Origin of the sequence: Solitalea longa, assembly GCF_002920915.1 — a bacterium.
In the GTDB taxonomy this organism is placed as follows: Bacteria; Bacteroidota; Bacteroidia; order Sphingobacteriales; family Sphingobacteriaceae; genus Solitalea; species Solitalea longa.
The window spans coordinates 52,357-77,685 of the sequence record NZ_PQVF01000015.1; the positions used below are offsets into that span (position 1 = coordinate 52,357).

Sequence of the window (25,329 nt, forward strand, 5' to 3'; positions counted from 1 at the left end):
AAACATATAATACTCATAAAAATGGCGTTTGACATAGAAATGATCAAGAAGGTTTATGAGCGCATGCCAGCCCGTGTAGAGGCGGCACGTAAGCTTGTAGGCCGTCCGTTAACACTTACCGAAAAAATTCTTTATTCTCACTTATGGGATGGTACTCCTGGTACTATCTATGAACGTGGCAAGTCATACGTTGATTTTGCTCCGGATCGGGTAGCCATGCAAGATGCAACGGCTCAAATGGCCTTGTTACAATTTATGCAAGCAGGCCGCCCTAAAGTTGCGGTTCCTTCAACTGTTCATTGCGACCACTTAATTACTGCGAAAGTTGGTTCTTCCGAGGATTTACATTCAGCAGAAGTTACGAATAAAGAAGTTTATGATTTCTTATCATCTGTTTCAAACAAATATGGTATTGGATTCTGGAAACCAGGTGCAGGTATCATTCACCAGGTAGTTTTAGAAAACTACGCGTTTCCGGGTGGTATGATGATCGGTACCGACTCGCACACTGTAAATGCTGGTGGTTTAGGTATGATCGCAATTGGTGTGGGTGGTGCTGATGCATGTGACGTAATGGCTGGCCTGCCTTGGGAGTTGAAATTCCCTAAATTGATCGGCGTGAAATTAACCGGTAAATTAAGTGGCTGGACTGCTCCAAAAGACGTGATCTTAAAAGTTGCCGGAATTTTAACTGTAAAAGGTGGAACCGGTTGCATTGTAGAATATTTTGGCGAAGGTGTTACCTCTATGTCATGTACAGGTAAAGGTACTATCGCTAACATGGGTGCTGAAATTGGTGCAACCACTTCAACTTTCGGTTATGATGAGTCAATGGAGCGTTATTTACGTTCAACTGATCGTAATGAAGTTGCTGACTTGGCTAATGGAATCAAAGAACATTTAACAGCAGATGCTGAAGTGTATGCTAACCCTGAGAAATATTTCGATCAGTTGATCGAAATTAACTTAGATGAACTAGAGCCACACTTAAACGGTCCTTTCACTCCAGATTTAGCTACCCCTATTTCAAAAATTAAAGAAGAAGCTGAGAAAAACGGTTGGCCTACCAAAATTGAAGTAGGATTGATCGGTTCTTGTACCAACTCTTCATATGAAGATATTGCACGTGCTGCTTCATTAGCGAAACAGGTTGCTAATAAAAACCTTAAAACTAAAGCTGAATTCACTATCACTCCAGGTTCGGAGTTAGTACGTTATACCATTGAGCGCGACGGTTTCTTAGAAACTTTTGATCAGATTGGTGCTAAAGTATTTGCTAACGCTTGTGGACCATGTATCGGTATGTGGGCACGTGTTGGTGCTGAGAAAGCTGAAAAGAATACCATTGTACACTCATTCAACCGTAACTTCGCTAAACGTGCCGATGGCAATCCAAATACATTTGCCTTTGTAGGTTCTCCTGAATTGGTGACCGCTTTAGCTATTGCTGGTGATCTTACCTTTAACCCTGCTACCGATTTCTTAACCAATGAAAAAGGCGAGAAAGTTAAATTAGATCCTCCTACAGGTGACGAGTTACCAACTAAAGGATTTGCAGTTGAAGACGCTGGTTATCAAGCTCCTGCTGAAGACGGCAGTGGTGTAACTGTTGCTGTTGCTCCTACTTCTGACCGTTTACAATTATTAGATCCATTTGCTGCTTGGGAAGGAACTGATCTTAAAGGATTAAAACTTTTGATCAAAGCTAAAGGTAAATGTACAACCGACCATATCTCAATGGCCGGCCCTTGGTTAAAATACCGCGGTCACTTAGATAATATCTCTAACAATATGTTAATTGGTGCAGTTAACTTCTTTAATGAAAAAACTGACAATGTTAAAAACCAATTAACCGGCGAATATGGTCCGGTTCCGGCTACTCAGCGTGCTTACAAAGCAGCTGGTATCGGTTCAATTGTTGTTGGGGACGAAAACTACGGTGAAGGTTCTTCACGTGAGCATGCTGCCATGGAGCCTCGTCATTTAGGAGTTCGTGTAGTGTTAACTAAATCGTTTGCACGTATTCACGAAACTAACCTTAAAAAGCAAGGTATGTTAGGTGTTACTTTTGCTACCCCTGCCGACTATGATAAAATTCAGGAAAATGATGTTATCGATATTATCGGCCTAACAGATTTTGCTCCAGGTAAACAATTAACTATTGTTTTACACCATGCTGATGGTTCTACTGAGCAATTCGCTGTAAATCATACTTATAATGAACAGCAGATCGAATGGTTTAAGGCAGGTGGTGCATTAAACATTATTCGTAAACAAGTTGTGAACTAATTAATTCCCAACTTTTATAAAAAAACCCGGCCACAAACCGGGTTTTTTATTTATTGGAACTTCAGCTCTCTCATTAGTTTCGTTCCAATGATATCTCTCATATCAACTCTTGATACCATTATCTTCTTTTGAACATCTTCATTTCCAACCACCTTCTGCTCCATTGCATCCATCTTATCACTTAATCCATCTAAGGCGGCCATATTTTTATATTCCACCAAAATGAGCATATTCCAATCTCCCTGTCCGCTGGCATCTCCCGAAAGTATTTTATATGACACTAGCAGCCCTTGCTTGATGGCTTCGTCATATAGTTTTCGCAACCCTCCATTTAAACTTTTAAGATAATCCTCTCCCATTCCAGGTTTTACCCTGATCATGGTGATGTCCCAAACCGAGCTTTCCGTATATGGTTTCATAGATTGGGAATTAGCAGTATAGGCAATACAAATCAAGCCTATCATTAGTACATAGGTTTTAATTGATTTCATAAGTCCTCCTTTCTAAAGGTGATTTAAAATGAAATGAAAATAGATGGCAGTAGAGAAATTTTGAATGGAAGTAATTGAACTAAAGTTAATTATAATAAAACATAAATTAACGAGACTATTTAAGTTTCTTGAACAAACTGTGGTTAACTTTTCTCATAATTTAAATTCCATCGTAAAATTCTACGTTATAATTTGTTATAAAATTTTACATAGAGTTTATAAAACAAAACAATAGTTTTTAATGCAGGTGTTTATCAAAATATTTTTCCACAAAAATTATAATTGGTATGGTTTTTTAAATATTAATGGTAATATAGCTGTACAAACTAAACTAAACTCAATAATAAACCATGAAGAAATTTGTTCACTTATTTCAATACTTAACAGAGCTGACCAAAAAGGGCTATAATTATACTTTTGAACTTACCGGAAATGGCATTCGATTAATTGAAAAAAATATTTTTTTAAGCCCGGATAACTTTACAATTAAGGAGTATTACAAACTTGATGGAATAAAAGACCCGCAAGATGCTTCATTAATATTTGCCATTGAATCAAACGATGGTTTATTCAAAGGCGCATTGATTACTGCCTACTCTGCATTTAACGATTTACTCTCAGCCGATCTAATTAAGAAATTAGCTTTGCATCCGGCTCCGTACAACAACTAATACATTTAAATCAAAATAAATTGAAAGCGTCCCGATATTTTCAGGACGCTTTCTCTATTTTAATTTCTCCCCATTTTCAACATCGAACCTATTGTTAATCAACACTTCATGCTTACTATTTAGAAATTCTTTTCTTAAATTAAAGCATGGCTCTCAAAATTTACGTTTCTCTAATCTTACTATTACTTTTTGTTTATTCTCAACAAGCAAAGGCACAAACTACGGCGAGTGATAATTGTGCCAATGCAACTGCAATTACCAGCGTTAATAATTATTGTTCAGCAGATGGAGCTTTTAGTAATGCCAATGCCACCACTGGTGATCCGGCGAAACCACAAGCCTGGCCTTCTGTGGGCAAAGACGTTTGGTTTAAATTTACCGCAGTAGCGCTTGATATCAACATTACCGTTTCCGGTAATGTAAACGGAATGGGAGGAACGATAACAAAACCCCTCATTCAACTTTACAGCGGCGATTGCTTTACCTTTAATGAGATCTTCTCTTCTGTTCTTACAAATGGAAATGTTAGTACCTTATACAAAGGCGGCTTGGCCATTGGAACAGTTTATTACATCAGGATAAGCGCGGAAAATAACAATACCGGAACCTTTAAAATTTGCGTCAACAATTACAACCCTATTTTAAAACCCGGACAAGATTGCAGCTCGGCTTCATTTTTATGTAATAAAGATTCCTTTACTCAAACTAACGTAGTGGGAGCCGGAACCAATAACCGCGAGGCGGCAGGCACTTGCCTCGACCCAATTCCGCAGGAACCTTCAGAATCGAACAGCGCCTGGTATAAATGGACAGCAGCTAATTCAGGAACCTTAACATTCACCATCACGCCTACTGTTTCTACTGATGATATTGACTGGGTTTTATATGACTTAGGCATTGGTGGTGATTGCAGTAGGATAAATGCCGGCAACGCAATTCGATGCGCAGCCGGAAGTGGTGTTACTTGTAACCCTTTTTACAATCAAACCGGCATGAACCTTGGGGCAACAGATACCCGCGAAGAACCTGGTTGCATTCCGGGACAAGATGGTTTTGTTAAATTTATTAACATGCAGCAAGATCATAATTATGCCTTATTAGTTAATAATTTTTCGAGCGGAAACAATGGTTTTACCATTGAGTTTGGAGGATCGGGAGAGTTTCAAGGGCCTACTGCATCCGTTAGCGCCACTCCTTTAGACCCGGCTTGCGGAACTACACAGCGATACAGTTTTACAGCCACTGTTAAAGATGCCATAAAATATAAATGGACATTTGGAGAAGGGGCCTCGCCTGCTGAAGCTAATACCCTGGGACCACATACTGTAACGTACACAACAGCAGGTGTTAAAACAGCTGTATTGCAGGTAGAAGGTGAAAAAGGCTGTAATGTAATTGCTTATCAAACGTTTACTGTTGGCCTGAAACCTGAAATACCGATTATATTAAGTAGCAGCTCTGCAATTTGTGAAAATGATGTATTAAAGCTGGAGGCTAAAGATGTACCCGGGGCTACTTATTTATGGACCGGGCCCAATGGTTTTACTTCCACTGAAAGAAACCCTTCAATTACTGCACAAGGCACTAGATCTCTTGGGACTTATACATTAAAGATCTCAAAATTTGGCTGTGAAAGCGAAGCGGCTACCCAGGTTATCGACCGGATCATTCCCAATCCTGTGGCTTCATTTACAACTGATCCGGCTATCCCCGTTAAACTATTCCCTCCATACACCGTAAAGTTTAATAACACATCCATAAACGCCGATTCATTTTTATGGGATTTTGGCGATGGTACCACTTCAACAGAAACCAACCCTGAACATGTTTACGAAAAAGACGGAGAATATAATATAAAACTTACTGCCACTAACCAGCAAAGTTGTAATAGCACGGTTATAATAGGAACCTTAACGATTTCCTCGGAAAGTGAAATTTTTACCCCAAATGTAATAACCCCCAATAGTGATGGTTTAAATGATACCTTTGTGGTAACGGTTACTCATATTAAAACGTATAAACTATCAATTTTCGACCGATGGGGAGCAAAACTGTTTGAGTCAAACAATATTGATTTCAGGTGGGATGGAACTTGCAATAATGAACCGGTTCCTCCGGCAACTTATTATTATGTTATCGATGGTTTAAATGAGAATAACAGGGCCGTTAAAAAGGCAGGAGACATTACTGTAATTTACTGACAGCATTCTTATTAATGAAGATTACTCTTATTCAATTAGGCAAAACCGAGGATAGTTACATAACTGATGGGGTTGATAAATATGAAAAACGGTTAAAACACTATATTAACTTTTCTACGATTACTATTCCGGCTTTAAAAAACACTAAAAACCTAACGGTTGATGAACAGAAGAAGAAAGAGGCAGAACTGTTATTTAAACACCTAAATGCTACTGATCAGGTGGTGCTACTAGACGAAAAAGGTAAAGAATTTTCTTCCGTTCAGTTCTCTGCCCATATAAATAAGAACATGAACAGGGCCGTACAGAATCTGGTGTTTATTATTGGTGGGCCTTATGGTTTCGATCCAAAGGTTTATGAACGAGCCAATGAGAAAATTAGTCTTTCCAAAATGACGTTCTCTCATCAAATGGTTAGATTATTTTTCGTTGAGCAGCTATATCGGGCATTTACTATACTAAAAGGGGAACCTTATCACCATGAATAACCCACTTTGGGAATTTTTATCTACAATCAAAACTTTTTAATAAAACTTACACATTGGCTATCAACTTATTAACTATTTAACCAAAAGATTCAATAGTTAATGAATGGTTAAACACTTGCGAATACTACTTTTTTTATTTTACTTACGCTTAAGTTTTAACCAAACGCAATGGAACCAATGAATTTCAGTATGGAAAGAAAAAAGGAAGTGAGTATTATATTACTTCTGCTTTTATTAGTTGTAACCATTACAACCCAATTTATGGAGCACTGGAGAGATGCAAAATCCAATAATAGCCCAACAGCGATCCAAAAAGAGATTAAGTTTTCAGCAAAGAACTAAACAAAAAAAAGGCAGAGTAATTACTCTGCCTTTTTTGCTTTTCTTGCCTTTTTAGGTTTTTCTACCTCTTCAGCTATGGTTTCTTCTTTCCCTTCTTCTACTACAGGCTCAGAAGTTCCTGCATCAGGATCAGCCTCGTCCCACAAAGGAAAACCAGATAGGATTTTCACCCAACTAACAATTTTCTTAATATCAGAAACATATACGCGTTCCGAATCATGCTCTGGAGCCATTGCCGCAAAGTAATTTTTCAACACTTTACCATCTTCCTTAGGATCAGGCACAGCGTTTAAATCTTCACCCATTTTAGCAATGATATCCCGCAATTGAAGATCATCATTCTGACCATAAACAGTAATTTCATGCAAAGCCGCAACTTTAGCATTCCCATTAATAACTGTTTTATTTTTTGCTTCATCTAACGACTCAAGTACAAAACCGGCTTTATTTTGACCAATCACTTTGTATAAGCCTGGTTTGCCTGAAACAGCAACAATTCCTCTTAAATTCATAATTTTAGTATTTGAGGGCCGGAAAAACAATAACAGCTATAATTATCCAATTTGCCAACTGCTTTTATTTTTCCGGCAACTATTTTTAAGCTTCAATAACTTCTATTTTCAAAATTTTGTCGCCCTGACGAATATCATCCACAACATCTACATTCTCAACCACTTTACCAAAACAGGTATGATTACGATCAAGATGTGCGGTATTTGCACGGCTGTGACAAATAAAGAACTGGGAACCACCAGTATTACGACCTGCATGAGCCATTGAAAGCACACCACGATCATGGTATTGGTTTTCGCCGTTCAATTCACAATCGATATGGTAGCCAGGACCACCGGTACCTGCACGAAATGCAGTTGCCGGATCTTTTGAAAACGGACATCCTCCCTGAACAACGAAATTTGGAATTACACGATGAAACGTTATTCCATCGTAAAAACCTTCTTTGGCTAATTTCACAAAGTTCGCAACGGTATTGGGAGCATCCTTTTCAAAAAACTCCACAGTCATATCACCCTTTTCGGTTTTTATTATTGCTTTAACCATTTCTGTTTAATAAATAAATTAAGGCCGCAAAAATACAAAAAGTTCAGTCATAAATCAGTATTCAATACAATTGAAAAAACTGGTTATTATTTACCCTCAAACTATTCATCAATTTGAATTACCGTTAGTCATTGTCAATACTTAAATTTGGAAATGAAGAAAACCCTCGTTACTACGCTGTTTATTTTCATTTGCTGCTGCAGTTTTGCTTCATCCATTTTAATTCCGATGGATGAAAATCAAAAAAACCATTTAAAGGCATATGGTATTGCATATTGGGTGCTCAGCAAACAACTTACGGTTGATTGGCTTTTGAATTACCGGGGTGGCAGTTTTTTAATTCAGAATGATTCACAAATACAAAATGAATGCAGGATACGGGGTGTTTCATTTGAAGTGATCCCCGATGTGCAGGTAAGCGCCATCTTGAAAGAGATCAGTGACCCGGAATCAAACACCGACCTGGTTAAACTCGAGAAAATGCCCAAAATTGCCGTATACTCTCCTAAAAATAAACTGCCTTGGGACGATGCTGTAACCTTGGTTCTTACCTATGCCGAAATTCCTTACACTACTATTTATGACGAGGAAGTAATTAAAGGCGAACTTCCGAAATATGACTGGCTGCACATGCACCATGAAGATTTCACGGGGCAATACGGACGATTTTATGCTCAATTCAGAATGATGCCCTGGTACCAACAGGATGTTGCTATACAAGAAAAAACTGCCCGCTCTTTAGGATTCAAAAAGGTTTCAGAAATGAAACTGGCCGTTGCTAAAACCATTCGCGACTTTACCGCAGGTGGAGGCTTCTTGTTTTCGATGTGCTCAGGAACCGACAGTTTCGATATTTCACTTGCAGCCGAAGGCTTAGATATCTGCGAATCAATGTTCGACGGAGACCCTGCTGATCCCAATGCAAATGCTAAACTCGATTATAGCAAAACATTTGCGTTCAAGGATTTTAAACTCGATATGAATCCTTATAACTATGAGTTCGCCGATATTGATGTACCGGCCCTGAGAGCCGTTGATGAAGAAAATGATCTATTTACATTGTTTGATTTTTCGGCCAAATGGGATGTTGTTCCTACTATGCTAACTCAAAATCACACCAAGATCATTAAAGGCTTTATGGGACAAACCACCGCCTTTAGAAAGCAAATGATAAAACCGGAAGTTTTGATATTGGGTGAAAACAAAGGACTAAATGAGGCGAGGTATATCCACGGTGAATTTGGCCAGGGCACATGGACATTCTACGGAGGTCATGATCCCGAAGATTATCGGCACCAGGTTGGAGACCCTCCTACTGATTTAAGTCTCTACCCCAGCTCTCCCGGTTATCGCTTAATATTAAACAATGTATTATTCCCGGCTGCCAAAAAGAAAAAACAAAAAACCTGATGGATTTTAGATTTCGGATTGAAGATCTTAGATCTAGCCCCTGAGCTTTCGTAAGTCGTAAATCTAAAATCTACAATACACCATAGGCCTGATGGATTTTAGATTTCGGATTGAAGATTGTTGACTTAGCCCTTCTCTGTCGTAAATCGTAAATCTACAATACACCTAATATAAAAAATGCCCTGCAGGTTAACTTGCAGGGCATTTTTAAATTATCAAATTTTTCAAATTCTCAAATTAATCATAGAATCTCCAACTTAACCCGAATTTAAATGTAGCATCCGGCATTGGATATTTATCAATTGTATAATAACCTTCTTTATTCCAGCCCTGGTTCAAATAATCATACTTAATTAAGAAACGTGTGCGGCGCAAACCTGCTGTTATAAACACATCTGCAATGGGATAGTTTCCAACTTCCCGGGTTCCATTAGCAATGTAAAACTGCCCCAGCTCTGGGGAATACCCCATAGATTTAAAGCTGGTATAATATCTCACATCAAAACCTATCTGAAAGTCGAGCACTTTAAACAGTTTATTCTGATAATAAATACTCTGGTAAGTATAAAAATCAGGTGTTGGGATCAGTTCCTTATCACTATTAGCCTGATAACTAAAATGACTTGCTAAGTTGAATTTTCCAAACCTGAATTCCTGATCAGCATTTATCCTTAACAAATTAATTATGTCACCACTTTGTTGTGGTAAAACTTCAGTATTGGTTTTAGCAAAATAAGCGTAATTGCTGATCAAATTATATTCTGCCGAAAGACGCGTTCTTGTTACTCCATTCAGGTAGGTAAAGGAAAGCAGGTTATTATTGACCTTAGAAAAACTATTGCCCCAACGATGAAAATTTGAAGAATACTGGTTAAAAATAATTGCCGGTTCCGTATTTTGAATGATAGCTTTCAATAATATCTGCCCCACCTTCCTGCCTAACGAAACAGTGGCAGTTCCATCCAATAAAACATCCCCGATATTGTATCCTGCAAAATCATATTGCCCTCTGATATCTAGATCTACATTCGATGCTATTGAAAAACCAATTCTACCTTTTAAAAGCAGGTTATTAAGGCTGCGATTGATAAAGGTAACATCACCCAACTTACGGTCCGAGCCGGACCCCACCGAATCGAGTGAAGATTGACTATAATTCACGCTTTCATAGGCAATGCCTCCGCCCAGGTTAAAACGTTCTCCCTTTCCCCGTCCAAACAAACTGATGTCCATATCGGTCCGGAATCGGCTTTCTTTGGTTTTATCCGATGCCTGACTAGGATCGGTATATAAATGGGCAAAATACTCCTGAGGCGCTAACGGATCATTGCTGGCATATTGATAGCCGAACTTGTATTGCTTCTGATCGAACTGAATGGTGTTGGTAACTTTTGAATACGGAGATTTAAAAGCTTTTGCTTGGGTAACGGCATTAGTATCACGAGCTCCAACAACAAATGATTGCTTTATATAAAACGTGGAATTATTCCAGCTGGTTAAGGCACTGTTTAAATAAACACTTTGAAACTCGTGCTCAATAGTTGTTGGAACAGTAAAAATACTGTCGTTGGGTAGCCCACCGTTTTCCGGCGACTTTAAACTATTGAACACCACGTTAGCCAATAAGTTATACCTTAAATTACGTGATTGATACCAGCTCCAACCTGAAAACAGATTGTATTTAGGTCGTTGACGCGGATAATATCCTTGCGAACCTATTGATGCATATTCAATACCGATGTTAAGATTTGGCTTAATATTTTGCGTATGCAAAAAGTCAATTAAACTTTCATTTCCTAAGCCGCTAACCCAGGTCACATTGGTATAAGGTGAATAAACCCTGTAGTAATTTACCCTTTGAGGATTAAACTCGTATAAGCTTAAGGCAGTTTGTCCGTTATTAAAACCCATGGGATTGCCAAATTGAGGCAGCATGCTTTTATTAGCCAATCCCAGGTTACCTATATTAATATAGTAGTTGTTATTAGCATAAAAAGGACTATAGTTTTGATAACCGGTGAGTGAAGTATCGAGACGTGAAAATGCAATAGTATCAAGGTCAAATTGTCGTGGTTCGGCAAAACGGATACTTTTGGCAAAAAACTTTTTAACCGAGTCTTTTCGATTATAAAAATCCTGCAATTTATCTTCTTTTGCAGGCTTCTTTTTAGTAGTGTCCTGTCCAAAGGCATCCTTGCCAGAGCCCGGATAGTTAGGATTAACTATCTGCGCGTTGGCAAACAATGGAAACAGTAAACAGGCAAGAATAATAAGTATAAAGTTCTTCAAAGCTTAAAATGATGATATCAGCTCTTTTAAAATTAAGGTCATTTTAGGTTCTGCTAGTTGAGCCACCCTCACAATTTCATCGATTGAGACTTTTGACAAAGTATCCGGAAATCCTTCATCGGTGATCACTGAAATTGCAAATACTGGTAGCTCCATATGATTGGCAACGATCACCTCGGGCACCGTTGACATACCTACCACATCACCTCCAATTGTACGAAGATACTTGTATTCGGCACGAGTTTCAAGATTAGGACCAGCGATGCTTACATAAACACCAGTATGAGCCACAATATTCTTTGCTGCCGCAATTTCTTCGGCCTTTTTAATCATGGTTTTATCATACGGCGCCGACATATCCGGAAACCGGGGCCCCAGGGTATCTAAATTATGACCGCGTAATGGATTATCAGGTAATAAATTGATATGATCATCAATGATCATCAGATCCCCTTTTCTGTAATCAGGGTTCAGGCATCCACAGGCATTAGAAACCAATAAACGCTCAATACCCAACAACTTCATTACTCTCACCGGAAAAGTGATCTGCTGCATTGAATAGCCTTCATAATAATGCAAACGCCCCTGCATTGCCACCACATTTTTGCCTGCAAGAACGCCAAAAATTAATTTTCCTGCATGAAATTCCACGGTTGAAATAGGAAAGTTGGGAATATTGGAATACATAAGTTCATATTTGATCTCTATATCCTCCACCAGCTTACCTAAACCGGTTCCTAAAATTATCCCAACTTCAGGCTTAAACCCTTCTATACGTTTTTCAATATGTTCAACGGTAGTGCGAAATCTATCCAACATAGTTTAATATCTTTTTATCAAATTCTTCCTTAAAACGGTCGCAAATTTCGGCTTTAATAGGAATATAATGAACAGGTAATTTCGAAACTTCATCAACCAGTTCTGCATCCATTAATCGCATGGCATCTTTCTCGGTAGTAATAATTACCTTTTGAGTTGATAAGCCTGAATTATAGGTTTCCGCGAGCTTCTGAATATCTTTTTGACCAAATTTATAATGATCGCCGTATTTTAAATGCGTAATTTTTTTGGTTCGAAGTTCCAAAAAGTCAACAAGTGGTTGTGTTTTAGCAATTCCTGTTAACAATATGACTTCGGTTTTTCTGCTGATATCCTGTAAAGTAAACGGTTCAAAAGCCTCATTCTTATTCAATAGCTCAAGTTCCCCATAACTTATATAGGAATAGTAAATATCTTTATCGAAATAAGGTTTGATGTGAGCCTCCACCACGCGCTGATCGAGCGGCGAGAATATTTTAGGAGCTTTTGTTACCACAACAAGATCAGCCCTTTTCATTTCTTTTTTTGATTCGCGCATATTTCCGGCCGGCAATAAAAACGAGCGTTCCCCTATCCTATTGTAATCAAGCAATAAAATAGTTAGCCCTGCTTTTACTTTGCGATGCTGAAAAGCATCATCTAACAAAATCACCTGCTGTTCCTCTTCCACTTGATGGATGGCCTTTACTCTGTTTTCGCTGGCTATTACGGTTACTTCAGGAAACTTTCTATTGAACTGCATAGGTTCATCACCTATTTCGGCTGCTGAAGAATCCTGATCGGCAATAATTAAACCTTTTGTTTTACGGCCGTACCCACGGCTGATGGTGGCTATCTTTTTTGAATTACCAATTAATCGAATCAAGTATTCAATCATTGGCGTTTTACCTGCCCCCCCAACCTCTAAGTTGCCAACAGCAATTATCGGCAAATCAAATTCATGCGCTTTCAACACTCCTTTATTATAAAAGAAGTTGCGCAGTTTTACAATTGAACCGTAAACTAAAGAAAATGGGAGTAGAACTAAACGAAAGACTGACATAAGCAAACTCTGATCCTGGCGGCACAAGAAATTGAAGTTAACAGTCGGCTTTGGGCCGACTGTTAACTATTTTATTAATGATGTTGATGACCAGGGCCATGTACGTGACCGTGATCCACTTCTTCTTTAGAGGCATCACGCAAGGCTTCAACCTTCACATCAAAATGTAAGGTTTCACCTGCTAATGGATGATTTCCGTCAACAGTAACTTTATCGCCTTCGATATTTACAATGCGGATAACCATTGGACCTGCTTCGCCCTGAGCCTGAAACTGCATACCTACTTCAAGATCTGCATCAGGAGGGAAATTTTGACGCTGTGCATCAAATATCAACTCGTTATTTAATTCACCGTAACCTTCAGCAGGAGCTACAGTAACTTTTTTGGCATCGCCAACTTGTAATCCTTCCAATTCTTTTTCCAAGCCTGGAATGATATTGTAACTACCGTGTAAATATTCTAATGGCTGGTTTGGCTGCGATTGATCGAGCACTTCATTGTTGTCATTCGTAAGGGTGTACGAAATGCTCACCACCTTACCGTTTTTTACTGTTTCCATTTACTGCAATTTAGTAGCTGCGAAAATAGCACATTATGCTGAGAGATTATAGCCGAAATAATTGAAAATAGCAGCTTAACCTAAACACGTAACTAAAAGGAAATTATATTGCAACTAATTTCCGATGTTATCGTATTAAGTACACAAGGGAATACCCTACCAACTAAAAACAATAAAACCAGATCTTTTTTATAATGAAAAGAAAATTACTAGCCCTTGCAATCATAGCTATCAGTTTATCATCTTGTTCCGACAAATGGGAGTACGCCGAAGGCATGGAACCTGAAACTGGTGAAAATCAGAATGGAAACGGAAGTGGCAACGGTAACGGAAGCGGTACTGAAACTACCTACGACTATCAGCCAATGACAATAGGTTCGAAGTGGATTTATACCGGCGACTATAACTATATCGTGGAGTCGACTAGTGAAGATAAGGTTATTGATGGTATTAGCTATCATTCATTCACCAACAGCTTTATGAATAATACCTTTTACAGCGCTATAAAAGATGGCGTTTATTATGTAAATGGTAACTCCTCAATTGAAGCTTCGCAACTGGATTTCCCTGCGGCGCCAATGATGTATTTAAAAGACAATGTTGCCTTGAATACCAGTTGGAGCAGTAAAGTTAAAATCAGCCCTGCTGACTCACCAATTGAATTATCTGCCACTTATCAGTATACGTTAAAAGAAAAAGGCATCAGTTTTAAAATCGATAAAGTTACTTATCCTGATGTTATCCATGTGGATATGACCATGACCTTACCTGGCAGCAGCACACCAGTGTGTACCGGATCTTATTACTATGCGAAAAAGATTGGTTTCATCTATTCAAAAGTAACCATGAACGGGCAAACAAATACCATTAAGCTGGCGAGCTACGAAATTAAACCATAATAACATTATAGAACTACGAAGAAAGCCGTCCAGATAGTATCGGGACGGCTTTCTCTATTTAATAAATAGGCTAAACTTCATCGGTTAGCATTCTTTTTCTATCTTTGCGCTTCAAAATAAACCTTTACACAATCAATTAGTTACTAGCATTTTTTATTATGTTGAAAGGATTTTTTAAGACTCCTAAACCTTACAATGAGCCGGTATTAACCTACGCTCCGGGAACAACTGAACGTAATGCATTGAAGGCAGCCCTTGCCGATGCGCGCTCTAAACAACTTGATATTCCAATGTACATTGGCGGAGAAAAAGTGTACTCAGACAAAAAAGTAGCACTTCGCCCTCCTCATGATCATCAGCATATTTTAGGTCATTTCTCTCAGGGAAATAAGGACCATATAAAACAGGCTATTGATGCAGCTTTAAAAGCAAAAGCACAATGGGAAAACCTTGCCTGGGAACAACGCGCTGCTATTTTCTTAAAAGCTGCAGAATTATTAGCCGGCCCATACCGTGCTAAGATCAATGCTGCCACCATGTTGGGCCAATCAAAAAATGCGTACCAGGCTGAAATCGATTCGGCTTGTGAGTTGATCGACTTTTTACGTTTCAACGTTACCTACATGACTGAAATTTATAGTCAGCAGGTAGATTCGGCAAAAGGTATTTGGAACCGCATTGAACAACGTCCTTTAGAAGGTTTTGTATTTGCCTTAACGCCTTTCAACTTTACAGCTATTGCAGGTAATCTTCCTACATCTGCAGCTATGATGGGAAATGTGGTGGTTTGGAAACCTGCCAATACCCAAATTTATGCAGCAAACGTAATTATGGAAGTATTGCGTGAAGCAGGTTTGCCAGCTGGTGTTATCAACTTGGTTTATGTTTCGGGACCAGATGCCGGCGATGTTATTTTTAAACATCCTGACTTTGCCGGAATTCACTTTACCGGTTCTACTGAAGTGTTCCAAAACATCTGGAAAGAGATCGGAAACAATATTCATTTATATAAAACATATCCTCGCATTGTTGGCGAAACAGGTGGTAAAGACTTCGTAGTGGTTCACCCTTCAGCGGATGCTAAAGCGGCAGCAGTAGGATTGGTTCGCGGAGCATTTGAATACCAGGGACAGAAATGTTCAGCGGCATCACGTGCATATGTTCCTAAATCACTTTGGCCCGAAATTAAAGAGTCGATGCAAAAAGATATCTCTTCATTTAAGATCGGACCTACAGAAGATTTTGAAAACTTTGTTAACGCTGTGATCGACGAAAAATCATTCGATAAACTAGCTAAATACATTGATAACGCAAAAAATGATCCTTCGGTAGAGATCATTGCAGGTGGCACTTACGATAAATCAAAAGGGTATTTTATTCACCCTACCGTTATTGTGGCTAAGGACCCTAAATACGTTACCATGTGCGAAGAGCTGTTTGGACCAGTATTGACAATTTATGTTTACGAAGATGCCAAATTTGAAGAGACATTGGAATTAGTTGATACCACTTCGATCTATGCATTGACCGGAGCCATTTTTGCACAAGACAGATACGCTGTAGAGCAGGCAACAACTAAGCTTCGCAATGCTGCTGGTAACTTCTACATTAATGATAAGCCAACAGGTGCCGTAGTTGGTCAGCAACCATTTGGTGGCGCCAGAGGTTCAGGTACTAACGATAAAGCAGGTTCAATGATCAATTTATTACGTTGGGTATCTCCTCGCACCATTAAGGAGACCTTTGATCCACCTAAAGATTATCGTTATCCTTTCATGGATAAAGAATAGTTAACATAACTCATTAACAAAAGCCGTCCCGGTACTATCGGGACGGCTTTTCTTTTGGTATAAACTTCCGCTTCTATTTGTTAAATTACTGTAAATCTGCATTTTGACAACATTCAGGCTATTTAACTAATATTCATATTCTTATAGCATTTTTTACTGAATATTCACAATAGCTTAACAATGGCTTAACCTAACTTTCTCCTTGAGGTAATATTTTTGCGATGTTAATTTAACCGGGAATAAATTAAAAGTTAACATAACAAGCGGTAAAATATCACACTTGTTAAACAAAAATTTTATAACTTATTATCAGACAGTTCTAAACAAATGAAGCTGCACAAAACCACAATAGTAACGCTTATCTTATTTCTCCTCTCTCCTGTTTTATTAAAGGCACAGGTAACTGTTTACAAAGATTCAGTTCGTAATGTTTTCCTTACCGGATACATTCAGGCACAATACGAAAAAGCTGATTCAGCAGGAATACCATCATTTGAAGGCGGAGATTTCCCTCCAAATGTTGACTCTCGCTTTATGTTAAGAAGAACGCGTTTCGCCGTAGGATATACAGAAAAATTCGTGTCAGCCAACCTCGAAATTGATTATGTTCAAAACAACGTGCGCATGGCCAATGCTTATGTACAACTAAACGAACAAACGTTTAAAGCATTTTCGATGGGCATAGGATTAGCCACTGTGCCATTCGGTTTAGAAACCGTTTACTCCTCATTTAACCTCGAATCGGCTGAACGAAGCCGAATGATACAAACACTTTTCCCCGATGAAAAGGATTGTGGCGCTCAGCTAGTTTTCAATCCCCGAAATTCTAAAAACTGGAATTTCCTAACCGCTTCACTGGCTATAATAAATGGTGCCGGACGCAACTTTGTTGACTACGATAGCAAAAAGAACTTTGTTGGTAGCCTGCAACTGAATTTAGCCAGCAAATTAAAATTAAACTCGTTGCCGGTGTTAGCTGCCGGAGCTTCTTACTATAGCGGAAGATCACGCTCAAACACCAATGTAATGCTGTCAAACGGTTATAATAATGGTGTAAAAGGATTTGAACTGAATACAAACCCTAATAATGTTGGAGCTTATGCTGATCGTATTTACACCGGATTTAATGCACAAGCCGGACTTAGCAGTAAAATAGGATTGTCGCGTATAAATTTCGAGTACATATGGGGAAAGCAGCCCGGAGTTGCCTCATCTCCCACCATAAATGGACCGCAGGCATCACGTAGTTTTAACACTCAACCTAGCACCAATATTTATAACAGAGAGTTTAACGGTTATTTCGTCACCTTTAATCAAACCGTTGGCAAAACGCCCTTAAACTTAATGGTAAAATATGACTGGTACGACCCTAACACATTTTTAAGTGGCAAAGAAATTGGAGCGGCGAACAGCAATTCTACGAGTGGTGATATTGCTTATTCAACCTGGAGTTTCGGTGCATATCTAAATATGCTAAAGGGGAACGCTCGTTTAGCAGCTTACTACGATATTGTTAAGAACGAAGATACCTCTGTACCCGAATATGCTAATGATATTAAAGATGATGTATTGACAGTTAGACTTCAATTCAGATTCTAATCGTATAATAACTATTCATCGTTAAAGCTCATGAGATCAACCTATAGATTTCATGAGCTTTTGCATTTCAATGATGCTCATATCTCTCTCCTGATCATTCTAATTCCAGGCTTCAATAATAAATATTCTACGCTCTGAAGGTTTTTTTTAAATTTGGCAGATTCAATAAATCTATACGTGGAAAGAATAAATAATTTACTGCAAAAACGCGAGGAGGCTTCTCTCGGAGGCGGCCAAAAACGCATCGACAGTCAACATAGCAAAGGAAAACTAACTGCCCGTGAACGTATTCATTTCTTACTCGATGAAGGCTCATTTGAAGAGGTCGGCATGTTTGTCACTCACCGCACTTCCGATTTTGGACTAGATGAAGAAAAATATCCGGGTGATGGGGTAATTACAGGTTGGGGTACAGTTAATGGACGTTTAACCTATGTATATGCACAAGATTTTACCGTTTTCGGAGGTTCACTTTCGGAAACCCATGCCGAGAAAATTTGCAAGATCATGGATCTGGCACTTAAGAACGGTGCGCCAATGATCGGGTTAAACGATTCGGGAGGTGCCCGCATACAGGAAGGGGTGGTTTCTTTAGGCGGATATGCCGATATTTTTTATCGCAATACCTTAGCATCGGGAGTAATTCCTCAAATTTCGGCCATAATGGGCCCTTGCGCCGGCGGCGCTGTTTACTCTCCCGCTCTTACCGATTTTATCATGATGGTTGAAAACAGCTCGTATATGTTTGTTACGGGGCCAAACGTAGTAAAAACGGTAACGCATGAAGAGGTAAGTGCCGAAGAATTGGGCGGAGCTTCAACCCATTCAACCAAATCGGGGGTAACACATTTCTCCTGCGCCAATGAAATTGAATGTATCAATAGCATTAAACAGCTATTGAGCTATATGCCGCAAAACTGTGAAGATGACCCTGCATTATGGGAATACGAATCGACAGGAAACGAAATCAGGGAAGCTTTGGATAGCATCGTTCCTCAAAATGCCAATCAGCCATACGACATTCGGGATGTAATTAATAATATAATTGATGAAGGATCTTTCTTTGAAGTTCATCAGAATTATGCCGAAAACATTGTTGTTGGATTTTCTCGCATTGGAGGCAGAAGCATTGGTATTATAGCCAACCAACCTGCATATTTGGCAGGTGTATTGGATATCCACGCCTCTACCAAGGGAGCTCGCTTTGTCCGTTTTTGTGACTCGTTCAATATCCCTTTATTGGTGCTCGAAGATGTTCCTGGATTTTTGCCGGGTACCGACCAGGAATGGAACGGTATTATCAACCACGGGGCAAAACTCCTGTATGCCTTCTGTGAAGCCACAGTACCTCGTATAACAGTAATTACAAGAAAAGCTTATGGAGGAGCTTATTGCGTAATGAACTCTAAACATATTGGCGCCGATATGAACTATGCATGGCCAACGGCCGAAATTGCGGTTATGGGTGCCAAAGGTGCTGCAGAGATCATTTTCAAGAAGGAAATTACCGCGGCCGATGATCAGTATCAAAAGCTGGCTGAAAAAGAACGCGAATATTCCGACCTGTTTGCCAATCCGTACCGGGCGGCCGAAAGAGGTTTCGTTGATGAGGTGATCTTACCAAATGAAACCCGTCATAAACTGATTAAGGCATTCAAAATGCTGGAAAACAAAGCAGTTAAAAACCCAAGGAAGAAACACGGAAATATTCCGTTGTAAAATACAATTGAAATGGATAGCCCAAACGCTATCCTTTCTTTTTTATAAGACGATGAAAATAAAAAGGATCACAGCCGATGAGGTGCTAAACATCCGCCGGGAAGTACTCTATCCTGATAGAGCTATTCATGAAATAAAACTTCCTGAAGATGACCATGGCCTGCATTATGGTTTATTTATCGATGCTGAACTGATCAGCGTAGTGTCTTTATTTATTACCGGCAAAAGTGCCCAGTTTCGAAAATTCGCCACAATAGCAAAATACCAGGGTAAGGGATATGGATCGTACTTGCTTAATTATATAATTGCTGAAGCTGAAAACCATGGATGTGAACTCATTTGGTGTAATGCCCGATTAAGCGCCGTAAAGTTTTATCTGAAATTTGGTTTTACTGAAACAGAAGAAAGGTTTACAAAAGATAATGTGGCCTTTGTGATTATGGAATACCTTATTAGTTAGTTTAATTTTTATCGTTTATAAAAGAAAAGGCTATCTGAACAAACAGATAGCCTTTTTATATTTCTTTATAAGCCCAGTAAATATTCCAACGGAATTCCAAACCTTCGTTGCCAATAAACTTCCGAGTGCTCATCTTCCACAAACTTAATGCTCGTCCAATGACCATTGGGCCATTTATCGTGCATCACCTTATCAACAGCAACCTGGTAAGGGCCATACAAACTGTCCAGCGTTTTGGTACCGTAATCGAAATAGATCTTATGACCATCACTCGATGGCAAATGATCAGCCAGGTATTTCCTATAGGCTTCGCCTATCTTTTCGTCATTATTCTTTAAACTAACCGGCCAGTGGGTCGACATACAAGCAACTGAACCAAATATTTGTGGATATTCGCAAACAGCATAAAAAGAGATCAGCCCTCCCATACTCGAACCGATCATTGCTGTATTTTTAGCATCAGCCAGGGTTCTATAATGTGTGTCGATATAAGGTTTAAGTTCCTGAGTAACAAATTCGAGGTATTGGTCGCCCAGTGGAGCGCCTTTAAATTCAGCAGAAAGTTTCTTTTGTAAGGTATCAGACAATAAGGCATAAGGTTTCCCCGGCTGATACTCGCGCATTCGTTTTGAGGTATTCCAGATACCTACAACAATACAATCTTTAATTTTGTGATCACCCATCATAGATGAAGCTGTTTCATCTACTCTCCATTCCACTTCCTGGTAAGCAGTGTCGTCCATAAATAAATTCTGCCCGTCTTGCATGTAAATCACTGCATAGCGTTTTGATGAATCGTTGCCATAATTCTCAGGCAACCAAATATCAACCCTACGAGCTGAAACGTATTTAGAATGAAATGACTCGAGTTTTTGAAGCTTGCCTTTTTTTAATGGAATTAACGTTTGCCCCATCGCCGTCACGAACGTAAAACACATTAACACGCAAACAAGTAATCTTTTATTCATTAATATTCAATTTCTTTCCTTAAAAAACTTAAACTTTAAGTTTCATAGAATGACAATTATATATATATAAAATCAAATTCGGATACCTAAAGTATAAAAAACTTACGTAAAAGTTTCGAAAATATAAAATTATGCTTATAAATTTAAAATAAAAACTTTTGATTAATTGCTAAAAATAGTCAATAAATACCACTAATTCCTTATAATCAAATAGTTAACAAACATTCTTTTTAAAAGGATGCAATCTGATTTTAGAGTTCACTTTTAACGAATTATTTTCATTTTTGTAAAAATTGTTGCAGCATGAGCAAGAAAAAAGAAGAAAAGAAACACCAACCGGTGGTGACTAAGAAATCCCTTGATTTTTTTGAAAAATATATCAACAACCCTTCCCCTACTGGTTTCGAATGGAGCGGTCAAAAAATGTGGTTAGACTATCTGAAGCCATACATTGATGAGCACTATGTCGACAACTATGGAACTGCTGTTGGAGTTATCAATCCTAAGGCCGAATATAAAGTGGTAATCGAGGCACACGCCGATGAAATTTCATGGTTCGTAAACTACATTACCAACGACGGTTTAATTTATGTGATCCGCAATGGAGGTTCCGATCATCAGATCGCCCCTTCTAAACGGGTAAACATTCATACTGACAAAGGCATTGTAAAAGCTGTTTTCGGGTGGCCGGCAATTCATACCCGCAATGGGGAAAAAGAAGAAGCTCCAACTCTTAAAAACATTTTCCTAGACTGTGGATGTACTTCTAAAGAAGAAGTGGAAAAACTGGGAATTCATGTGGGCTGTGTTATCACCTACGAAGATGAGTTCATGGTTTTAAATGATCGCTACTATGTTGGACGTGCTTTGGATAACCGTGCCGGTGGATTTATGATCGCTGAAGTAGCTCGTTTACTAAAAGAAAACAAGAAAAAACTTCCTTTCGGACTATATATTGTTAACTCCGTGCAGGAAGAGATCGGTTTACGCGGTGCTGAAATGATCGCCAACCGTATTAAACCGAATGTTGCGATTGTTACCGATGTTACACACGACACAAACACTCCGATGATTAACAAAATTACTCAGGGTGATTTAAGCTGCGGAAAAGGTCCGGTTATCTCATATGCTCCTGCTGTTCACAATAATCTTAATAAATTATTAATTGAAGCGGCGGAGAAGAACGACATTCCGTTCCAACGTAATGCCAGTTCTCGCGCAACAGGTACCGATACCGACGCCTTTGCTTATTCTAATGGTGGTGTATTCTCGGCACTTATTTCATTACCGTTACGCTATATGCACACCACGGTTGAAATGGTCCACAAAGAAGACCTGGATAATGTGATCAGTTTGATCTATCATTCAATATTGAATATCAAAGAAGGTCACGATTTCAGATACATTAAATAGCACCATGGAAGTAGATTTTAGAAGTAAGATTTTAGAGGTACGATTAAGAACATTTCTAAAATCTAAAATCCTACTTCTAAAATAGACGCTGCCGGACATCGAAGAGAATGAACAATTTTAGAGGTACGATTTTAGAAGGACGAACATTCTAAAATCTAAAATCCTACTTCTAAAATTATCGATGCCGGAAATCTAAGAGAAAGGACAACTTTAGAGGCACGATTTAAGAAGGAAGAAAATTCTAAAATCAAAAATCCAACATCTAAAATTCAGCTTTTACTTTCTTAATCAAACACGATCGTTTTATTTCCGTGCACCAGAATCCGGTCTTCTACATGATATCTGAGGCCTCTCGATAAAACATTCTTCTCCACGTCTTTCCCTAAGTTGATCATATCTTCTAATGAACAGCTATGATCCACCCTGTTCACGTCTTGCTCAATAATAGGTCCCTGGTCGAGTTCTTCGGTAACATAATGGCAGGTGGCGCCGATCATTTTCACCCCGCGTTCGTAGGCCTGGTGATAAGGCTTAGCACCTACAAATGAAGGTAAAAAGCTATGATGAATATTAATGATCTTGTTAGGAAACAATTTGCATATTTCAGGGGAAAGCACCTGCATGTAACGAGCCAGCACAATAACATCGGCTTTGTGCTGCTCAAAAAGCTTCACCATTACGGCATACTGAGCCGGTTTATTTTCTGAGGAAATAGGCAAGCAATGGTAAGGGATGCCATGCCACTCAACAAAGCTGCGCATGTTTTCATGGTTAGAAATGATACAGGGCACTTCAAACTCAAATTCCTGTGAGCGGTATCGATATAAAAGATCATAAAGACAATGATCCTGTTTACTTACCAAAATTATAACTCGTTTCCTTTGGGCCGAATCCGTTATCTGCCAATCCATCTCAAACTCTGCTGCCATATCGGCAAAACGCTCCCTAAACTCATCCACATCCATCTTTAATGAATCAGCAAGTATTTGCACACGCATAAAAAAATGATGATCGGTAAAATCACCATGTTGACTAGCATCTGTGATCCAGCCCCCCAAATTAGCTATGAAACTGGTTACCGTTGATACAATTCCGGTTCTATCAGGACATGAAAGCGTAAGCGTGTACAATCGTTTTTTCGCAGGCATAATCAAACATTAGCACTTCAACAAGATTGCACTTTTTATTTCAAAATAACAACAAAAACAAATTTTAATTGCCAAAATAATAGACAAATCAAATATTGAATCAAATATTTCAAACCTCCACTACGTTCATAGTATCACCCTGAGCGAGGCTTCGACTCCGCTCAGCCTGACAATGCTGTTACCCTGAGCGGAGTCGAAAGGTTTAAAGAGGCTTCGACTACGCTCAGCCTGACAACACTCACGTCACCTTAGCGTAATCTAAGAGATGAACAAGGCTTCGACTACGCTCAGCCTGACAATGGTGTGGCCCTTAGCGTTGTCGAAAGGTTTAAAGAGGCTTCGACTACGCTCAGCCTGACAATGGTGTTGCCCTGAGCGTGGTCGAAAGGTTTAAAGAGGCTTCGACTACGCTCAGCCTGACAATGGGGTTACCCTGAGCGTTATCTAAGAGATGAACAGGGCTTCGACTACGCTCAGCCTGACAATGGTGTTACCCTGTGCGGAGTCGAAAGTTTAAAGAGGCTTCGACTCCGCTCAGCCTGACAATGATGTTACCCTGAGCGAAGTCGAAAGGTTTAAAGAGGCTTCGACTCCGCTCAGCCTGACAATGGTGTTACCCTGAGCGAAGTCGAAAGGTTTAAAGAGGCTTCGACTACGCTCAGCCTGACAATGGGGTTACCCTGAGCGGTAATCTAAGAGATGAACAGGGCTTCGACTACGCTCAGCCTGACAATGGTGTTGCACTTAGCGTTGCCGAAAGGTTTAAAGAGGCTTCGACTATGCTCAGCCTGACAATGGTGTTGCACTTAGCGTTGCCGAAAGGTTTAAAGAGGCTTCGACTATGCTCAGCCTGACAACACTCTCGTCATGTTGAGCGCAGTGGAAGCATGAAACATGAAACATGAAGGGCCGAGAGCCGTCAGTCCAAGCAGTCACCTTGAGCGTAATCTAATAGATGAACAAGGCTTCGACTCCGCTCAGCCTGACAATGGTGTTGCCCTGAGCGTAATCTAAGAGATGAACAGGGTTTCGACTCCGCTCAGCCTGACAATGGTGTTACCCTGAGCGTTGCCGAAAGGTTTAAAGAGGCTTCGACGCTCAGCCTGACAATGGTGTTGCCCTTAGCGTTGTCGAAAGGTTTAAAGAGGCTTCGACGCTCAGCCTGACAATGATGTTACCCTGAGCGAAGTCGAAAGTTTAAAGAGGCTTCGATGCTTAGCCTGACAATGGGGTTACCCTGAGCGGAGTCGAAAGGTTTAAAGAGGCTTCGACTACGCTCAGCCTGACAATGGGGTTACCCTGAGCGTTGCCGAAAGGTTTAAAGAGGCTTCGACTCCGCTCAGCCTGACAATGATGTTACCCTGAGCGAAGTCGAAAGGTTTAAAGAGGCTTCGACTCCGCTCAGCCTGACAATGATGTTACCCTGAGCGAAGTCGAAAGGTTTAAAGAGGCTTCGACTACGCTCAGCCTGACAATGATGTTGCCCTTAGCGAAGTCGAAAGGTTTAAAGAGGCTTCGACTCCGCTCAGCCTGACAATGATGTTACCCTGAGCGAAGTCGAAAGGTTTAAAGAGGCTTCGACGCTCAGCCTGACAATGGTGTTGCCCTTAGCGTTGTCGAAAGGTTTAAAGAGGCTTCGACTACGCTCAGCCTGACAATGGTGTTGCCCTGA

21 protein-coding genes are annotated in these 25,329 nt (G+C 39.6%); 12 read left to right on the forward strand and 9 right to left on the reverse strand.

All coding sequences use genetic code 11. The annotated features are described in order from the left end of the window. Positions 1-21: 21 nt before the first annotated feature. Positions 22-2,289 (forward strand): aconitate hydratase, encoded by a 2,268-nt coding sequence (locus C3K47_RS17365; protein WP_103790437.1) that lies wholly within the window; start codon positions 22-24, stop codon positions 2,287-2,289. 50 nt (positions 2,290-2,339) lie between these two features. On the opposite strand, the gene C3K47_RS17370 is transcribed toward C3K47_RS17365, so the two are convergent. Continuing rightward, complete coding sequence (locus tag C3K47_RS17370; RefSeq protein WP_103790438.1) at positions 2,340-2,780, reverse strand: hypothetical protein; 441 nt, start codon at positions 2,778-2,780, stop codon at positions 2,340-2,342. Between the two features lie 350 nt (positions 2,781-3,130). On the opposite strand from C3K47_RS17370, the gene C3K47_RS17375 reads away from it, so the two are divergent. The 4 genes from C3K47_RS17375 (at position 3,131) to C3K47_RS19610 (ending at position 6,482) form a co-directional block, all read left to right on the forward strand. Next, positions 3,131-3,451, forward strand: a complete 321-nt coding sequence (locus C3K47_RS17375) for a hypothetical protein (protein ID WP_103790439.1) — start codon at positions 3,131-3,133, stop codon at positions 3,449-3,451. A gap of 146 nt (positions 3,452-3,597) precedes the next feature. After that, positions 3,598-5,652, forward strand: coding sequence for a PKD domain-containing protein (locus tag C3K47_RS17380; protein ID WP_103790440.1), 2,055 nt, complete (start codon positions 3,598-3,600; stop codon positions 5,650-5,652). A gap of 14 nt (positions 5,653-5,666) precedes the next feature. Further along, positions 5,667-6,140, forward strand: coding sequence for a 23S rRNA (pseudouridine(1915)-N(3))-methyltransferase RlmH (gene rlmH, locus C3K47_RS17385; protein ID WP_103790441.1), 474 nt, complete (start codon positions 5,667-5,669; stop codon positions 6,138-6,140). A gap of 189 nt (positions 6,141-6,329) precedes the next feature. Continuing rightward, positions 6,330-6,482, forward strand: coding sequence for a hypothetical protein (locus C3K47_RS19610; RefSeq protein ID WP_165784728.1), 153 nt, complete (start codon positions 6,330-6,332; stop codon positions 6,480-6,482). Between the two features lie 20 nt (positions 6,483-6,502). Here C3K47_RS19610 and C3K47_RS17390 read toward each other — a convergent pair whose 3' ends face one another. Together C3K47_RS17390 and C3K47_RS17395 are read right to left on the reverse strand one after the other, a co-directional pair. After that, on the reverse strand, positions 6,503-6,994 hold the full coding sequence (locus C3K47_RS17390) for a DUF5606 family protein (RefSeq protein WP_103790442.1): 492 nt from the start codon (positions 6,992-6,994) through the stop codon (positions 6,503-6,505). A gap of 85 nt (positions 6,995-7,079) precedes the next feature. After that, positions 7,080-7,541: a peptidylprolyl isomerase gene (locus C3K47_RS17395; protein WP_103790443.1), complete on the reverse strand. Its 462-nt coding sequence runs from the start codon at positions 7,539-7,541 to the stop codon at positions 7,080-7,082. Positions 7,542-7,694: 153 nt separating this feature from the next. Between C3K47_RS17395 and C3K47_RS17400 the strand changes: the two genes are divergently transcribed. Continuing rightward, the gene (locus C3K47_RS17400) at positions 7,695-8,951 is read left to right on the forward strand and encodes an asparagine synthetase B (RefSeq protein WP_103790444.1); all 1,257 of its coding nucleotides are present in this window, start codon (positions 7,695-7,697) and stop codon (positions 8,949-8,951) included. Positions 8,952-9,188: 237 nt separating this feature from the next. Here C3K47_RS17400 and C3K47_RS17405 read toward each other — a convergent pair whose 3' ends face one another. The 4 genes from C3K47_RS17405 to C3K47_RS17420 all read right to left on the reverse strand — a co-directional run bounded on the left by C3K47_RS17405 (position 9,189) and on the right by C3K47_RS17420 (position 13,661). Then, on the reverse strand, positions 9,189-11,240 hold the full coding sequence (locus C3K47_RS17405) for a putative porin (RefSeq protein ID WP_103790445.1): 2,052 nt from the start codon (positions 11,238-11,240) through the stop codon (positions 9,189-9,191). 3 nt (positions 11,241-11,243) lie between these two features. After that, on the reverse strand, positions 11,244-12,059 hold the full coding sequence (locus C3K47_RS17410) for a purine-nucleoside phosphorylase (RefSeq protein WP_103790446.1): 816 nt from the start codon (positions 12,057-12,059) through the stop codon (positions 11,244-11,246). Continuing rightward, positions 12,049-13,101 carry a tetraacyldisaccharide 4'-kinase gene (lpxK, locus tag C3K47_RS17415; RefSeq protein ID WP_103790447.1) on the reverse strand — a complete coding sequence of 351 codons (1,053 nt, stop codon included), beginning with the start codon at positions 13,099-13,101 and terminating at the stop codon, positions 12,049-12,051. The genes C3K47_RS17410 and lpxK overlap by 11 nt, the downstream gene beginning before the upstream one ends. Positions 13,102-13,175: 74 nt before the next feature. Continuing rightward, positions 13,176-13,661, reverse strand: coding sequence for an FKBP-type peptidyl-prolyl cis-trans isomerase (locus C3K47_RS17420; RefSeq protein WP_103790448.1), 486 nt, complete (start codon positions 13,659-13,661; stop codon positions 13,176-13,178). Positions 13,662-13,855: 194 nt separating this feature from the next. Between C3K47_RS17420 and C3K47_RS17425 the strand changes: the two genes are divergently transcribed. The 5 genes from C3K47_RS17425 to C3K47_RS17445 all read left to right on the forward strand — a co-directional run bounded on the left by C3K47_RS17425 (position 13,856) and on the right by C3K47_RS17445 (position 20,128). Beyond that, positions 13,856-14,560: a hypothetical protein gene (locus tag C3K47_RS17425; protein WP_103790449.1), complete on the forward strand. Its 705-nt coding sequence runs from the start codon at positions 13,856-13,858 to the stop codon at positions 14,558-14,560. 158 nt (positions 14,561-14,718) lie between these two features. Beyond that, on the forward strand, positions 14,719-16,350 hold the full coding sequence (gene pruA / locus C3K47_RS17430) for an L-glutamate gamma-semialdehyde dehydrogenase (protein ID WP_103790450.1): 1,632 nt from the start codon (positions 14,719-14,721) through the stop codon (positions 16,348-16,350). Positions 16,351-16,677: 327 nt separating this feature from the next. Continuing rightward, positions 16,678-17,949: a porin gene (locus C3K47_RS17435; protein WP_103790451.1), complete on the forward strand. Its 1,272-nt coding sequence runs from the start codon at positions 16,678-16,680 to the stop codon at positions 17,947-17,949. 177 nt (positions 17,950-18,126) lie between these two features. Beyond that, a complete protein-coding gene (locus tag C3K47_RS17440; protein ID WP_243392574.1) occupies positions 18,127-19,668 on the forward strand; it encodes an acyl-CoA carboxylase subunit beta in 1,542 nt (513 codons plus the stop codon). A gap of 52 nt (positions 19,669-19,720) precedes the next feature. Continuing rightward, on the forward strand, positions 19,721-20,128 hold the full coding sequence (locus C3K47_RS17445; RefSeq protein WP_103790452.1) for a GNAT family N-acetyltransferase: 408 nt from the start codon (positions 19,721-19,723) through the stop codon (positions 20,126-20,128). Between the two features lie 65 nt (positions 20,129-20,193). Here the strand turns inward: C3K47_RS17445 and C3K47_RS17450 are convergent, their stop codons facing one another. Beyond that, positions 20,194-21,096 carry an alpha/beta hydrolase gene (locus C3K47_RS17450; RefSeq protein WP_103790453.1) on the reverse strand — a complete coding sequence of 301 codons (903 nt, stop codon included), beginning with the start codon at positions 21,094-21,096 and terminating at the stop codon, positions 20,194-20,196. Positions 21,097-21,399: 303 nt separating this feature from the next. Here C3K47_RS17450 and C3K47_RS17455 point away from each other — a divergent pair, with 303 nt between their 5' ends. Then, positions 21,400-22,509 (forward strand): M42 family metallopeptidase, encoded by a 1,110-nt coding sequence (locus tag C3K47_RS17455; protein ID WP_103790454.1) that lies wholly within the window; start codon positions 21,400-21,402, stop codon positions 22,507-22,509. Between the two features lie 284 nt (positions 22,510-22,793). On the opposite strand, the gene purU is transcribed toward C3K47_RS17455, so the two are convergent. Next, positions 22,794-23,657, reverse strand: a complete 864-nt coding sequence (gene purU, locus C3K47_RS17460) for a formyltetrahydrofolate deformylase (RefSeq protein WP_103790455.1) — start codon at positions 23,655-23,657, stop codon at positions 22,794-22,796. Between the last annotated feature and the right edge of the window lie 1,672 nt (positions 23,658-25,329).

Bases quoted from the DNA above. Each gene is read 5' to 3' on its own strand.
- C3K47_RS17420 (WP_103790448.1), bottom strand. From the start codon at position 13,661: ATGGAAACAGTAAAAAACGGTAAGGTGGTGAGCATTTCGTACACCCTT.
- C3K47_RS19610 (WP_165784728.1), top strand. From the start codon at position 6,330: ATGGAAAGAAAAAAGGAAGTGAGTATTATATTACTTCTGCTTTTATTA.
- C3K47_RS17410 (WP_103790446.1), bottom strand. From the start codon at position 12,059: ATGTTGGATAGATTTCGCACTACCGTTGAACATATTGAAAAACGTATA.
- C3K47_RS17375 (WP_103790439.1), top strand. From the start codon at position 3,131: ATGAAGAAATTTGTTCACTTATTTCAATACTTAACAGAGCTGACCAAA.
- C3K47_RS17425 (WP_103790449.1), top strand. From the start codon at position 13,856: ATGAAAAGAAAATTACTAGCCCTTGCAATCATAGCTATCAGTTTATCA.
- C3K47_RS17400 (WP_103790444.1), top strand. From the start codon at position 7,695: ATGAAGAAAACCCTCGTTACTACGCTGTTTATTTTCATTTGCTGCTGC.
- pruA (WP_103790450.1), top strand. From the start codon at position 14,719: ATGTTGAAAGGATTTTTTAAGACTCCTAAACCTTACAATGAGCCGGTA.
- C3K47_RS17390 (WP_103790442.1), bottom strand. From the start codon at position 6,994: ATGAATTTAAGAGGAATTGTTGCTGTTTCAGGCAAACCAGGCTTATAC.
- C3K47_RS17435 (WP_103790451.1), top strand. From the start codon at position 16,678: ATGAAGCTGCACAAAACCACAATAGTAACGCTTATCTTATTTCTCCTC.
- rlmH (WP_103790441.1), top strand. From the start codon at position 5,667: ATGAAGATTACTCTTATTCAATTAGGCAAAACCGAGGATAGTTACATA.
- C3K47_RS17450 (WP_103790453.1), bottom strand. From the start codon at position 21,096: ATGAATAAAAGATTACTTGTTTGCGTGTTAATGTGTTTTACGTTCGTG.
- C3K47_RS17395 (WP_103790443.1), bottom strand. From the start codon at position 7,541: ATGGTTAAAGCAATAATAAAAACCGAAAAGGGTGATATGACTGTGGAG.
- C3K47_RS17370 (WP_103790438.1), bottom strand. From the start codon at position 2,780: ATGAAATCAATTAAAACCTATGTACTAATGATAGGCTTGATTTGTATT.
- C3K47_RS17380 (WP_103790440.1), top strand. From the start codon at position 3,598: ATGGCTCTCAAAATTTACGTTTCTCTAATCTTACTATTACTTTTTGTT.
- C3K47_RS17445 (WP_103790452.1), top strand. From the start codon at position 19,721: ATGAAAATAAAAAGGATCACAGCCGATGAGGTGCTAAACATCCGCCGG.
- C3K47_RS17365 (WP_103790437.1), top strand. From the start codon at position 22: ATGGCGTTTGACATAGAAATGATCAAGAAGGTTTATGAGCGCATGCCA.
- purU (WP_103790455.1), bottom strand. From the start codon at position 23,657: ATGCCTGCGAAAAAACGATTGTACACGCTTACGCTTTCATGTCCTGAT.
- lpxK (WP_103790447.1), bottom strand. From the start codon at position 13,101: ATGTCAGTCTTTCGTTTAGTTCTACTCCCATTTTCTTTAGTTTACGGT.
- C3K47_RS17455 (WP_103790454.1), top strand. From the start codon at position 21,400: ATGAGCAAGAAAAAAGAAGAAAAGAAACACCAACCGGTGGTGACTAAG.